Genomic DNA, 12,697 nt, shown 5'->3' on the forward strand with positions numbered 1-12,697 from the left:
GCCTCGCTGTATCCATAGACTCCAATGAATGTCCCGGACAAGCGCGCCCTAAGCGCGCGCAGATCCGAGACAACAGCTAGGGTGGAGCGACGATCACTCCCTCATTGCCACGCAGCTCCAGCACGCCTTCGATTCCTTCCCCCTCACGATCCAGGAACGTCGACAGCAAAATCCTGCTGCCGAAGCGGACGGCGCTCGTCGTCGCGGTGACCGGGTCCGCACCGAGATTGAGCGCCACGATCACCGCCCGGCCCTCGGCCTCGCGGCGATAGATCAGGAGATCGCCTTGCGCGGCGACCGGATGATAGTCGCCCGCGATCAGTTGTGGGCAACTCTGCCGCAAGCCGATCAGGCGCTTGTAGAGGTTGAGGATCGAGCGTGGATCGGCTTCGAGACTGGCGACATTGTCGCGCACACAGTGCTCGGGCAGCGGCAGCCACGGCCGCACCGATGAGAAGCCGGCGAATTTCGACGCATCCCACTGCATCGGCGTGCGGCAGCCGTCGCGGCCGACACCGATGCCGGGCACGTTCTTCTCGAAGGGATCGCGGACATCCTCCGGCGCGATCGCGACCTGGTGCATGCCGATCTCGTCGCCGTAATAGAGCGTCGGCGTGCCGCGCAACGTCAGCAGCAGCATGGCGGCGACCCGGGCCTGCTCCGTGCCGACGCGGCTCGCCACGCGCGGGCGATCGTGATTGCCGAGCACCCAGTTCGGCCAGGCGCCGCGCGGCAGCGCCTTCTCGTAATCCTCGACGATCTTCTCGATCGAGCGCGCGCTCCAGAATGTCGAGAGCAGCGCGAAGTTGAACGGCATCTGCGCGCCGGTGAGATCGTTGCCGTAATAGGCCATGAGCCGGTGCAGCGGCAGATAGATCTCGCCGATCAGGACGCGCGCGGAATATGCATCGGTGACGCGGCGCATCTCGGCGATCACGTCGTGCACCTCGGGCTGGTCGGTGGAGTATTGCGTCAGGATGCGCTCGTTCGGCGGCCGGCCCTCGACGTAACGCGGGTTCGGCGGATTGTCGCGGAATTCGGCATCCTTGACGAGGTGCCAGATCACGTCGACGCGGAAGCCGTCGACGCCCTTCTCCAGCCAGAACCGCATCACGTCGTAGATGGCGCTGCGGACATCCGGATTGCGCCAGTTCAAATCGGGCTGCTGGGCGAGGAAGGCGTGGTAATAATACTGGCCCGTGGCCTCGTCGAGCTGCCACGCACTGCCGCCGAACTCGGACAACCAATTGTTCGGCACACCGCCGTCGCCGGCCGGATCGCGCCAGATGTACCAATCGCGTTTGGGATTGTCGCGCGAGGATCGGCTCTCGACGAACCAGGGATGCTGGTCCGAGGTGTGGTTGGGCACGAGATCGAGGATCAGCTTCAGGCCGTTGTCATGGACGGCCGCGATCAGCGCGTCGAAATCTTCCATCGTGCCGAACAGCGGCTCGATGCCGGTATAGTCGGAAATGTCGTAGCCGAAATCGGCCATCGGCGAGGGGAAGATCGGCGACAGCCAGATCGCGTCGACACCGAGCGATTTCACATAAGGCAGCCGGCGCAAGATGCCGGCGAGATCGCCAACGCCGTCACCGTCGGCGTCCTGAAACGAGCGCGGGTAGATCTGATAGAAAATGCCGTCACGCCACCAGTTCTTGTCGTTCCGAGCCAAGATCATCCCCCGAATGCGCTTCGCGGACAGCAACGCGGAACCGCGCCAAGGGTTCACACAGGGGTGACGGCCGCCGCTGAGAGGGCGTCGCCAGGGACCGCATGGCGCGGATTTCGCCGGGAATCGCCGTAATTTCGCACCAGTCCGGCCTTTGTTCCGGCCTCAGCCCACCGCGATGCCAGTGGAACCTCGGTTCCGAGGGACGAAACCCACTGGAGGGACCCCATGAGGTCACGCATCACACTGTGCTCGCTCGCTTTCGCGCTCGCTGCCCTGCCGCTGTCGGCCGGATTGTCCCCGGCCCTGGCACGGCCCACCGTCGAAGTCGCTTTCGTGCTGGATACCACGGGCTCGATGGCGCGATTGATCGAGGGCGCCAAGCGCAAGATCTGGTCGATCGCCACCGCGATCGTCGATTCCAACCCGGATGCCGATATCCGCATGGGCCTCGTCGCCTATCGCGACATCGGCGACGATTACGTGACATCGAAAATCGAGCTGACCCGCGACATCCAGGATCTCTATGCCAACCTGTTAGAGCTGAAGGCGCGCGGCGGCGGCGACTGGCCCGAAAGCGTCAACGAGGCGCTCGACATCGCCGTCAACAAGCTGCAATGGACTGATGGCAGCGACGCCAGGCACATCGTCTTCCTGGTCGGCGATGCGCCGCCGCACATGGACTACGCGCAGGACACGAAATATCCGACGACACTCGCGGCCGCCAGGCAAAAGGACATCATCGTCAACGCCGTGCTCGCCGGCGATGCCCGCGATACCGAGCGGGTGTGGCGCGACATCGCGCAGATCGGCCAAGGCCGCTTCATCCCGATTCCGCAGGATGGCGGCCAAATCGTGGTGATCGAGACGCCGTACGACCAGGACATCATCATCCTGCAGCAGCAGCTCAACGGCACGGTGATCCCCTATGGGCCGCGCGAGATGCAGAAGCGCACGGAGATGAAGATGCAGCAGACGGCGAGCGTGGCGGCGGCCGCACCGTCAGTCGCGGCCGACATGACGAGCTATATCGGCAAGCGGGCCCGCGCGACCGCGGAAGCGGTCACCGGCGGCGGCGACCTCGTTGCCGATGCGGCCAAGGGCACGACCAGCGTCGCCGCCGTCAAGGACGCGGACCTGCCGGAGAACCTGCGCGCGATGAAGCCCGAGCAGCGCGAGGCCGAAGTCGCCAAGCAGGTCGGACAGCGCAAGACCCTGAACGAGAAGCTCGCCGCGCTGGTCGCCAAGCGCGACAAATACATCGCCGATCAGGCCGTGAAGTCGCCGAAAACCTCGTCCTTCGACGGGGTCGTCCAGGAGACGCTGAAGGCGCAGATCAAGCGGTAATCGCGGCGATCCGGGGAACACCCGTTCCCCGGATCCCTCGCGCGAATCTTTTGCTTGGCGGCATGGCAAAAATCGGCATTGTGGCGCCATGACCGAGCAAAACGACACCAAAGCCAAGGCGGGCGCGATCATCGTCCCCGTGACGCTGTTCGAGCAGAACTGCACCATCATCTGGGACGAGCCCTCCAAGAAGGCCGTGGTGATCGATCCCGGCGGGGACGTGCCGAAGATCCTGGACGCGATCAAGCAGACTGGCGTCACCGTCGAGAAGATCTGGCTGACCCACGGCCATATCGACCATGTCGGCGGCGCAGCCGATCTGCGCGATGCGCTGAAAGTGCCGATCGAGGGGCCGCATGAAGCGGACAAATTCCTGCTCGACAATGTGGTCGAAAGCGGCGCGCGCTTCGGCATGACCGGCGTGCGCAACTTTGCGCCGGACCGCTGGCTCAACGAGGGCGACACCGTGTCGATCGGCGATCTCACGTTCGACATCTTCCACTGCCCCGGCCACTCGCCGGGCAGCGTGGTGTTCTTCAACAAGGAATTGCGGTTCGCCCATGTCGGCGACGTCCTGTTCGCGGGCTCGGTCGGGCGTACCGATCTGCCCGGCGGCAGTCACGCGACGCTGATCAACTCGATCCTGACGAAGCTGCTGCCGCTCGGCGACGACGTCGGCTTCATCTGCGGCCACGGCGCCGGCTCGAGCATCGGCCAGGAGCGGATGACCAATCCGTTCATCACCGGCGAGATGTGAGAGTCTATTCGGCGGCGTCCACAAGCGCCGTCTCACCAAGGTTGCGCTCGCCCCATTCGCGGATCGCCGCGACGACGGGCACGAAGCTCTTGCCCTTGCGGGTGAGGCGATACTCGACCTTCGGCGGCACCTCGCCAAAGTCCTTGCGATCGATCAGGCCGCTCGCCGTGAGCGCCTTCAGCTCGCGGCTGAGCACGCGCGGGGTGATCTCGGCGCTGCCGGTGGTACCGCGCAACAGGCCGCTTCGGATCTCACCATAGCGGCGCGGACCGTCCTTCAAATCCCAGACGATGCGGAGCTTGTACTTGCCGCTGATCATCTTCTGAAAGGCCGCGACCGGACAGCTGCGCGCCGGAATTGCCTTTGCCATGTCGTCTTCTCCATGCGCATCCAGCTTGGGAGAGGATAGGAGCGACGGCGAAAAAGTCCATACTATCAATTTTGTCCATACTTGCAGCGGCGCCCACAAGGCGCAGATGAAGACGCACATGACGAACAGGGAGCGTCACATGAAGCACTTCACGATCAAGTACGAATTCAGGAACGGTACGACGGAAGCCTGGCATCAGGAGATCGCGCGCTTCATCAAGGCGATCGACGGCGATCCGGAACTGAAAGGGCGGGTCGGCTATCGCGTCCTCAAGAACCGCGACGATGGCCACTACTTCCATCTCGCCAGCGTCGCCGACGAGGATGCGCAGAAAACGCTGCAATCGCGCGATTTCTTCAAGGCCTATTCGGCGATGACACGGCAAGTGTCCGGCGGCGAGGTGACGGCAACGCCGATCGAGTGGATCGATCAGACGGGGTAGCCGCAAACTCCTCTGTCGTCCCTGCGCACGCAGGGACCCATAACCCCAGGGAGGAGTGAGTACGGGCGCTCGGAGTTCGGTACGTCTACCGGCCACGATCGATAGATCACGCGGTATGGGTCCCTGCGTGCGCAGGGACGACACCAGTTTTGCCGCTACTTCATCAATCCCGCTGCGGTCAGCGCGCGGGTGATGATCTGGCCGAGATCGAAGCTGCGGGCCTGCTCGCGCTTCGGCTCGGCCGGCTGTTCGGCGATCGCCGCGCGGATCGAACGGGCGAGATGCGGCGCGGGCGAGAGCCCAGGCTTGGTTGCCGGCTTGCTTACAGGCTTGGCTGCCGGCTTGGTTGCCGATTTGGCTTCCGCCTTGGCAGCGTCTGCAATCCAGTCGGTGAGGCCGAAGAACTTAGCGATGTGATAGGATGAGGAGATCCCGGCTTCGATCAGGAAGGCGCCTTCGACGCCATAGCGCTGATCGTTGTCGGCAAGGCCGAGCGGCGTGCCGTGCGCCATGTCGGTGATGGCAAAGGATTCGACCAGCGTCTCGCCGTCCTTGCCCCACCAAGCCTGGCGCGGATAGCCGTCGACGATGGTCTCCGCCATCGGCGTTTCAGGCAGATCGTGCAGATCGAGCCATTGCTTGACGATCTCGTTGGCATTGCCCGGATTGACGGTGCGGTCGGCACTGCCGTGCCACACCGAGATTTTCGGCCAGGGGCCGCTATGATCGGACGCGTTGCGCACGAGATCGCCGAGCTCGCGCGCCGGGCGCATTGGGGAATGAAACATCCCGTCGAGCGCCTCGCGCAGGTTCATGGCGATGCCGTAGGGCAATCCGGCAATGACCGCGCCGGCCGCGAAGATCTCCGGATAGGTCGCGAGCATCACCGACGTCATGCCACCGCCGGCGGAGAGACCGGTGATGAAGATTCGCCTGGGATCGATGCGATGCGCGCCGACCATGTGCGCGATCATCTCGCGGATCGAATGCGCTTCGCCGCTGCCCCGCGCAATGTCTTCGGGATTGAACCAGTTGAAGCAGGTGTTGCCGTTGTTGATGCGCTGCTGCTCGGGCATCAGAAGCGCGAAGCCATAGTGCTCGGCCAGCGTCGACCAGCCGGCGCCGAGATCGTAGGCTGCTGCGGTCTGGCCACAGCCATGCAGCACGACGACGAGCGCGCGCGGCTTCTGCAACTGCTCCGGCACGAACGCGAACATGCGCAACGCTCCGGGATTGCCGCCGAAATCCGCGACCTCCTGCAACGGACTGGGTGCGTCCGCGCCGCGGCCGAGCTCGGCGAAGCGCAGACCGTCCAGCCTGGGCAGACGTCTCAACAGATCGATATTTTTGGCGAGTGACACGGCAACTTCCTGGTGGGCGACATTCAACGTCCAGCCAGACCAGATAGTTGCTGCATTGCAAAATAAAAAGACCGTGCGCTGTCAATCCGGCGAAAATCCCCGGAAATCCCGCGGAAACTCGCACGCATTAACCGCATTGCCTCAACTTCATGCAGGCGCACGACGCTGGCACGACAAAAATGCGGCGCAGATCATGATTAATGTCACAAACAGCACAAGCGAGACCAGGAATCCTGCGCGCGTTGATTGCAACGCTTCGACCGCGAAGAACACCGCGCCGATTGCGGCCACTCCGGCCGCATTTCCGATCTGCGCAATGGTGCCGTACATGCCGGAGGCCGAGCCTGCAGCGACGGGCTTCACGGTCGAGAGCACCGCGCCGGAAAGCGGGGCCATCACCAATCCCTGTCCATAGCCGAAGATGATCATGGTGAGCGCGAGCAGGAGCGCCGACGGTGCGTCGACGCAGCCTGCGACGAGCGCGAGCGCGGCGAGGCCCGCGACCTGAATCGCGCATCCCTCGATCAAGACCTTGCTGCCGCGATGCCGCGCCCGCACGCCGCTATGACGCGACGCTACGACGAAAGCGAGCGCCAGCGGGAGGAACGCCATGCCGGCCGCGAGTGGCGGGATCTTCAGGCCCCGCTGCATGAACAGGGTCATGACGAGGTAAAAGGAGAGATTGGCGAAGAAGAAAAAGAAGGCGGCGCCGAGCCCGCGCAGGAAAGCGGCGTCCGCCAGCAGCGCCAGGTCGATCAGCGGCATGCCCGCGCGCGCGACGGCGCGCTCCAGCCGTGGGAATGCGGCCAGGATGACCCCGCCGAGCGCCATCACCGCCCACAGCCAGGGCGCCCAGCTGACATCGTGACCGAACAGCAGCGGGCCGATCAGGCACAGCAGCCCTGCGAACAGGACCACGCTGCCTTTGATGTCGAGCCGTGTCCCTGACCGCCGCGGCGCCGACGGCATGATGCGCCAGGCGGCAACTGCAATGACGAGGCCGCAGGGCACGTTGACGAAGAACACCGAACGCCAGCCGGTGCCGGCCAGATCAACCGTGATCAAGAGGCCGCCGAGCAGGAAGCCCGCAGCGCCGGCAAGCCCGAGCACGATGCCGTAGACGGCGAAGGCGCGGCTGCGCTGGCCGTCCGTGAACAACAGATGCAGCGTCGCCAGCACCTGAGGCACCATCAGCGCGGCGGTCGCGCCCTGCGCCAGCCGGGCGATGATCAGCTCCGCGCCGGATTGCGCGAGGCCGCACCACAGCGATGTCAGGGTGAAGCCGAGCACACCGGTGAGGAATATTTTTTTGGTGCCATGGATGTCGCCGAGCCGGCCGCCGGTGACGACCAGCGTGGCATAGGCGATCAGATAGATGGCAATGACGGATTCGATCTGCGCCGGAGTCGCCTTCAGCTCCGCCGCAATGGTGGGAATGGCAACGTTCACAATGAAGGCATCGACGCCGAACATGAACTGGGCGGCGACCACGATCGCCAGCACCCACCAGCGGCGGGTCGAATCGATCGGCCTTGTGACGATTTGATGCATCGGTCCAGGTCCCTGAAGACGCGGCCGATGATTTCAGATCGTTTGCAGCGCCGCGATTACCTCCGAGGTAGGACTCCGCGCTTCCTTCATTCGAAGGCGCGACCCTTCGCCTCTCCCCGGAAGCGGGGAGAGGGAAAAAACACGCATGCCTGCATTCCGTCGCGCGGGACACCGCGCGATTGCGTTCGTGCCATCAGGCACGTAGCCTTGTCGCCTCAACAAACAGAAAATCAAAGCCGGAGAAAACGTCATGGCACGCCTGAAGTTCGGAGCCTTCCTTGCCCCGCATCACCCGATCGGGGAGCATCCGATGCTCCAGTTCCGGCGCGATCTCGACCTGGTCGAGCAGCTCGATGCGCTCGGTTATGACGAGTTCTGGTGCGGCGAGCACCATTCATCCGGCTGGGAGATGATCGCCTCTCCGGAGATGTTCCTGGCCGCGGCCGGCGAGCGCACCAAGCGGATCAAGCTCGGCACCGGCGTGGTGTCACTGCCCTATCACCATCCCTACAACGTCGCCCAGCGCATGGTGCAGCTCGACCACATGACCGGCGGCCGCGCCATCTTCGGCTCAGGCCCCGGCGCGCTCGCCTCCGACGCGCATACGCTCGGCATCGACCCGATGACGCAGCGCGACCGCCAGGACGAGGCGATCGGCGTGATCCGGCGCCTGTTCAACGGCGAGCGCGTCACGGCGAAGAGCGACTGGTTCACCATGAACGACGCCGCGCTGCAGATCCTCCCCTTGCAGGAAGAGATGCCGTTCGTCGTGGCCTCGCAGATTTCGCCCTCTGGCATGACGCTCGCGGGCAAATACGGCATCGGCATCATCTCGCTGGGATCGATGACGACGCAGGGCCTGATGTCGCTGCAGCAGCAATGGCAGTTCGCCGAGGACGCCGCCAAGAAGCACGGCACGAAGGTCGACCGTGCCGACTGGCGCGTGCTCCTGACCTTCCACATCGCCGAGACCCGCGAGCAGGCGCGCCGCGAGGCCGGTGCCGGGCTGATGCGCTGGCACAACGAATATAATGTCGGCACGCTGCAGCGGCCGGGCCTCACCGCATTCTCCTCCCCGGATGAGGCCGTGGACAAGACCGCCTTCGTCGAGGGCGCGGCCTCCACCATCGGCACGCCCGACGATCTCGTCAAAACCATCAAGAACGTGATGCAGGTGTCGGGCGGGGTCGGCGCCATCATCGGCTTCGTGCACGACTGGGCCAATCCGGAAGCGACGCGCCGTAGCTGGGACATGGTGGCGCGCTACGTCGTGCCTGAAATCAACGGTTATATCGACGCCCTGCGCCGCTCGCAAAAATTCGTGATCGAGAACCGCGCGATCTTCGAGCGCGCGGGTCAGGCGGTGATGGCCAAGATCATGGAGAACGAGAAGGCCGCCGAGGCGCTGAAGGTGACCGGCCCGGGCCGTGTCGCCATTCCCGCCGTCAACGCCCCGGATCTGCAGAAGGAAGCGGCGAAGCGGTAGGACGGATCCACTCGTCGCCCCCGGGCGCGCGCAGCGCGAGCCCGGGGGAGACGATGTCGCCTGCGGTCATTTGCGCCAGCAAGCGTCGCATCACCGGGCCTGGATTGTGCTACGCTGGAAGCGCCCGCCAACCGGAGCAATCGTCATGTCGATGCAGAATGTGGCCGCAACGGCGCCCGACTACACCGCGCCCAAGCGTAACGCGCTGACGCACATTCCCGGCGACGAAGGCTGGCCGATCATCGGCAAGACCTTGCAGGTGCTGGCTGATCCCAAGGGCCATATCGAGGCGAACGGCGCCAAATACGGTCCGGTCTACCGCACCCATGTGTTCGGCGAGACCAATGTCGTGCTGCTCGGGCCGGAGGCCAACGAGCTCGTGATGTTCGATCAGCAGAAACTGTTCTCCTCGACCCACGGCTGGAACAAGGTGCTCGGCCTGTTGTTTCCGCGCGGCTTGATGCTGCTCGATTTCGACGAGCACCGGCTGCACCGCAAGACGCTGTCGGTCGCGTTCAAGTCCGGGCCGATGAAATCCTACCTCGCCGATCTCGACCGCGGCATCGCCGCGCGGGTCGCGCAGTGGAAGGCCAAACCCGGGGAGATGCAGCTCTACCCGGCGATGAAGCAGCTCACGCTCGATCTCGCCGCGGCCTCGTTCCTCGGCGCCGACATCGGGCCTGAGGTCGACGAGATCAACCGCGCCTTCGTCGACATGGTCGCGGCCGCCGTCGCCCCGATCCGGCGCCCCCTGCCCGGCACCCAGATGGCTGCCGGCGTCAGGGGCCGCAAGCGCATCGTCGCCTATTTCCGCGAGCAGATCCCGCTGCGACGCGGCAATCACGGCGGCGACGATCTGTTCTCGCAGCTCTGCCGCGCCACCCATGAGGACGGCGCGCTGCTGTCCGAGCAGGACATCATCGACCATATGAGCTTCCTGATGATGGCGGCGCACGACACCCTGACCTCGTCGCTGACCTCCTTCATCGGCGAGCTCGCCGCCAATCCGGACTGGCAGGACCGGCTGCGCGCGGAAGTTCTCGCGCTCGGGCTTGCGCCGGGCGCGCCGAGCAGCTTCGACGATCTCGAGAAGATGCCGCTGTCGGAGATGGCGTTCAAGGAAGCGTTGCGGATCAAGCCGCCGGTGCCCTCGATGCCGCGCCGCGCGATGCGCGATTTCACCTTCAAGGGCTTCACGATTCCCGCCGGCACCGCGGTCGGCGTCAATCCGCTCTATACCCATCACATGAAGGACATCTGGCCGGAGCCGGACCGCTTCGATCCCATGCGTTTCACCGACGAGGCCCAGCGCGGCCGCCACCGCTTCGCCTGGGTCCCGTTCGGCGGCGGCGCGCATATGTGCCTCGGCCTGCACTTCGCCTACATGCAGGCGAAATGCTTCGCGCGGCACTTTTTGCAGAACATCGAGGTGTCGCTGGAGCCGGGCTACAAGCCGGACTGGCAGATGTGGCCGATCCCGAAACCGCGGGACGGGTTGAGGGTGCGGGTGAAGGCGGTGTGACTTTCTCGTGCCCCGGACGCGGTGCGGCGCGAAGTGCCGCTCCGCAGAGCCGGGGCCCATCTCCCCAAGCGCAATGTGCCCCAAGATCCCCGGGTCCCGGCTTTGCGCAGCAGCGCAAGCGCTGCAGCGCGTCCGGGACACGAGACCTATCGGCTACCCCTGATCGAACGCCTTGCGCAGGGCCACATAGCCCTGCTGCTGCTGGCTCCAGTTGCGGCCGCCGGTCATGGCGCCGTCGACGACGAGATCGTGGCCGTTGATGAAGCTGGATTCGTCGCTGGCGAGGAACACGGCAGCCTGGGCGATGTCGTCGGGCAGGCCGGCACGTGGGATCGGCTGCGCGGTCTTGTAGACCTCGCGCATCACCGCCGGCGTCTTCTCCGCGGCGTCGGTCGACAGCCCAAGTGCCTTGCCGAAAATGCCGGTCGCGATCGCGCCGGGCGAGATCGCGTTGACGCGCACATTGGACTCGCCGAGCTCCATTGCCACGCATTTGGTGAGATGGATCACCGCCGCCTTGGCCGCGCTGTAGACCATCGAGGAGGAGAAGCCGGCGAGGCGGCCGGCGATGCTGCCATTGTTGATGATGCTGCCGCTGCCCTGCTTCTTCATGACGGGCGCGGCGTGCTTCATGCCGAGCATGACGCTGCGCACCAGCGTCGCCATCGCCGCATCGAAACGCTCGACTTCGAGGCCCTCGATGCCGCCGGTCTGCGCCGGGCCGCCGGCATTGTTGAACAGGCAATCGATCCGGCCGAACTTGTCCACGGCGAGCGCGATCAGAGCCTGCATCTGCGCCTCGACCGTCACGTCGGTCTGGCGGAAGATGCAAGTCTGCCCGAGCCGCGATGCCAACGCCTCGCCTTCCGGTATACGCCGGCCCGCGATCACAATTTTGGCACCTTCGGCAACGAAGACTTCCGCGGTGCGCAATCCGATCCCGCTCGTCGCTCCCGTAATCACCGCAACCTTGCCGTCCAGCCTGCCCATGGAATGTTCCTGTTTTCGAACGATTTGATGCCAAATGGCGAACATCGGCCGCTGCCATCGCCGCGCCGGCTAGTATCCCTGCCCGTCTCCGGCAAGGCAAGCTATGCTTGTGCGGACGGTTTGCGTAACATCCTGATGGGCCGCTCGATTTTCGAACGCATATCGCAACTGGGCTGCGCATGGGGAAGCTGATCGAGGAATTCCGCAGGGGTTGGCAGGGTGCGGCGCCACCCTCGCTCGGTCTGAGCATTGCCTTTGCGGTGGCCTGCCTATTGGTTGCGACGCTGGCGCGCTGGGCGCTCGCCCATGTGCGGCCCGACGTCTACTTCACCCCTTACTTTCCGGCCGTGTTCTTTGCCGCGGCGTTCGGAGGCTTCCGGATCGGGATCGTGACCGCGCTGGTCGGCGGCGTGCTCGGCGTCATCGTGAATTTCGGCGATGCCTTTGCCGATCGCGCGCGGTTTGCCCTGCTCGCGCTCTATTGGGCGGTCTGCGCGCTCACCATCTGGGGCGTCGAGCACTATCGCACCATGCTGGCGGAGCAGCGCCGGATCTCCAAGAGCCTGATCGAGGAAGAAGAGTATCGCAAGCTGCTGGTCGACGAGCTGCAGCACCGGCTGAAGAACAAGCTGTCGACCGTGCACGCCGTGCTGCACCAGGTGCTGCATGACCAGCCGCTGGTCTGGGCCCGCGTCGATCCGCGGCTGCGCTCGCTGGCCGCGACCGACGATCTGATCTCACGGATCGACAAAGCCGGCTGCGACATCCGCGATCTCCTGATCTCGGAGCTCGGCCCTTACGGGCATGTCCGCTTCACTCTCAATGGCGAGCGGCTGTTCCTGCCGCCGAAGCTCGCGGTCACGCTGTCATTGATGTTTCACGAGCTCGCCACCAATGCCGGCAAGTACGGCGCATTCTCCTCACCGCGCGGCCTGCTGCAGGTGTCGTGGACCGTCAGCGACGATCGCCTGACCATCACCTGGGACGAAACCGAGGGACCGAGCGTGGACAAGGTCTCCGAGCCCGGCTTCGGCACCAAGCTGCTGAAATCGGCGCTGTCGGCCTTCGACGGCAGAACCGAGATCTCGTATTTGAAGACCGGGCTGCATTGCATCATGCAGTGCCGGATCCCGCGAAGCGAATAGCATCGCGCTCCAAGCGAAAGCGCACCCGCGTCGTCGCCGCCCTTTCTCGTGCGC

Annotated in this window: 11 protein-coding genes; 6 read left to right on the forward strand and 5 right to left on the reverse strand. The window is 64.9% G+C overall.

All coding sequences use genetic code 11. From position 1 onward, the window contains the following. Positions 1 to 76: 76 nt before the first annotated feature. Positions 77 to 1,675, reverse strand: a complete 1,599-nt coding sequence (locus AC0WRY_RS33965; RefSeq protein WP_194405055.1) for an alpha-amylase family glycosyl hydrolase — start codon at positions 1,673 to 1,675, stop codon at positions 77 to 79. Between the two features lie 225 nt (positions 1,676 to 1,900). Between AC0WRY_RS33965 and AC0WRY_RS33970 the strand changes: the two genes are divergently transcribed. Together AC0WRY_RS33970 and AC0WRY_RS33975 are read left to right on the forward strand one after the other, a co-directional pair. Further along, entirely contained in the window at positions 1,901 to 3,019 is a 1,119-nt protein-coding gene (locus AC0WRY_RS33970) for a vWA domain-containing protein (protein ID WP_194405056.1), read from the forward strand. Positions 3,020 to 3,107: 88 nt separating this feature from the next. Further along, positions 3,108 to 3,776: an MBL fold metallo-hydrolase gene (locus AC0WRY_RS33975; RefSeq protein ID WP_212064949.1), complete on the forward strand. Its 669-nt coding sequence runs from the start codon at positions 3,108 to 3,110 to the stop codon at positions 3,774 to 3,776. A gap of 4 nt (positions 3,777 to 3,780) precedes the next feature. Here AC0WRY_RS33975 and AC0WRY_RS33980 read toward each other — a convergent pair whose 3' ends face one another. Next, positions 3,781 to 4,146 carry a winged helix-turn-helix transcriptional regulator gene (locus AC0WRY_RS33980; RefSeq protein WP_194405058.1) on the reverse strand — a complete coding sequence of 122 codons (366 nt, stop codon included), beginning with the start codon at positions 4,144 to 4,146 and terminating at the stop codon, positions 3,781 to 3,783. Between the two features lie 139 nt (positions 4,147 to 4,285). Between AC0WRY_RS33980 and AC0WRY_RS33985 the strand changes: the two genes are divergently transcribed. Next, the gene (locus AC0WRY_RS33985; protein WP_491122496.1) at positions 4,286 to 4,588 is read left to right on the forward strand and encodes a hypothetical protein; all 303 of its coding nucleotides are present in this window, start codon (positions 4,286 to 4,288) and stop codon (positions 4,586 to 4,588) included. A gap of 155 nt (positions 4,589 to 4,743) precedes the next feature. Here the strand turns inward: AC0WRY_RS33985 and AC0WRY_RS33990 are convergent, their stop codons facing one another. Together AC0WRY_RS33990 and AC0WRY_RS33995 are read right to left on the reverse strand one after the other, a co-directional pair. Continuing rightward, the gene (locus AC0WRY_RS33990; protein WP_194405060.1) at positions 4,744 to 5,949 is read right to left on the reverse strand and encodes an extracellular catalytic domain type 1 short-chain-length polyhydroxyalkanoate depolymerase; all 1,206 of its coding nucleotides are present in this window, start codon (positions 5,947 to 5,949) and stop codon (positions 4,744 to 4,746) included. Between the two features lie 147 nt (positions 5,950 to 6,096). Further along, positions 6,097 to 7,500: an MFS transporter gene (locus AC0WRY_RS33995; protein ID WP_194405061.1), complete on the reverse strand. Its 1,404-nt coding sequence runs from the start codon at positions 7,498 to 7,500 to the stop codon at positions 6,097 to 6,099. 250 nt (positions 7,501 to 7,750) lie between these two features. On the opposite strand from AC0WRY_RS33995, the gene AC0WRY_RS34000 reads away from it, so the two are divergent. Then, positions 7,751 to 8,986 (forward strand): LLM class flavin-dependent oxidoreductase, encoded by a 1,236-nt coding sequence (locus tag AC0WRY_RS34000; protein WP_194405062.1) that lies wholly within the window; start codon positions 7,751 to 7,753, stop codon positions 8,984 to 8,986. Between the two features lie 145 nt (positions 8,987 to 9,131). Next, complete coding sequence (locus AC0WRY_RS34005; protein WP_194405063.1) at positions 9,132 to 10,508, forward strand: cytochrome P450; 1,377 nt, start codon at positions 9,132 to 9,134, stop codon at positions 10,506 to 10,508. A 153-nt stretch (positions 10,509 to 10,661) separates the two neighbouring features. Here AC0WRY_RS34005 and AC0WRY_RS34010 read toward each other — a convergent pair whose 3' ends face one another. Next, positions 10,662 to 11,498: an SDR family NAD(P)-dependent oxidoreductase gene (locus AC0WRY_RS34010; protein WP_194405064.1), complete on the reverse strand. Its 837-nt coding sequence runs from the start codon at positions 11,496 to 11,498 to the stop codon at positions 10,662 to 10,664. A 179-nt stretch (positions 11,499 to 11,677) separates the two neighbouring features. Here AC0WRY_RS34010 and AC0WRY_RS34015 point away from each other — a divergent pair, with 179 nt between their 5' ends. Beyond that, complete coding sequence (locus AC0WRY_RS34015; protein ID WP_491122497.1) at positions 11,678 to 12,643, forward strand: sensor histidine kinase; 966 nt, start codon at positions 11,678 to 11,680, stop codon at positions 12,641 to 12,643. Positions 12,644 to 12,697: the final 54 nt, after the last annotated feature.

Source organism: Bradyrhizobium sp. T-12 (assembly GCF_058314695.1).